1 protein-coding gene is annotated in these 502 nt (G+C 35.3%); it reads right to left on the reverse strand.

Features of this window, described 5'->3' with window-relative positions; all coding sequences use genetic code 11:
* On the reverse strand, nt 1-300 hold a 300-nt coding region (locus ACYVTD_RS16270), incomplete at its 3' end, for a hypothetical protein (RefSeq protein WP_461248718.1).
* Between the last annotated feature and the right edge of the window lie 202 nt (nt 301-502).

A 502-nucleotide genomic window follows, 5' to 3' on the forward strand; every position in this document is an offset into this window, starting at 1 on the left:
TTTATAGGTAGTTAAAAAAGAATCGGGAAATGATTCCTTGCCTAATTTTACATTCTGCCCGATTTCTACATCTTCAAGCATTTTTACCCTGTCGTTAACTTTAAAGGGACATTCTTTTACAGGGGCTTTTGCGGGCTCGCTTTCAGCAGGGCCGCCGTTTTTTTTACCCATATTATAGACGGTCAGTACAAGCTGTTCCAACTGGGTCATTTTCATATTGGAAAAATCATTATTAAAGAACTTTTTTATAACATAATTCGCGTCCGCCGCGTCTTCTATTTTAATGTCTTCTATATTCATAATTGTTTCCCCTTATATGTAAAATTACTAAATACCGCGCTTTCTGTCAAGAGGCTCGGTTGAGGTGCAAGAGGATAAAACCGCCGTTTATTGTACCTTTTTTTCCACACTTGCATTTTTTTTTAATCTATGTTATTTTATACATGGATGTAAGGAGAAAAAGATGAAGAAAAAAATCATGGTTATCCTTTCGGTATTATTT

The organism is Treponema sp. R6D11 (assembly GCF_054786075.1).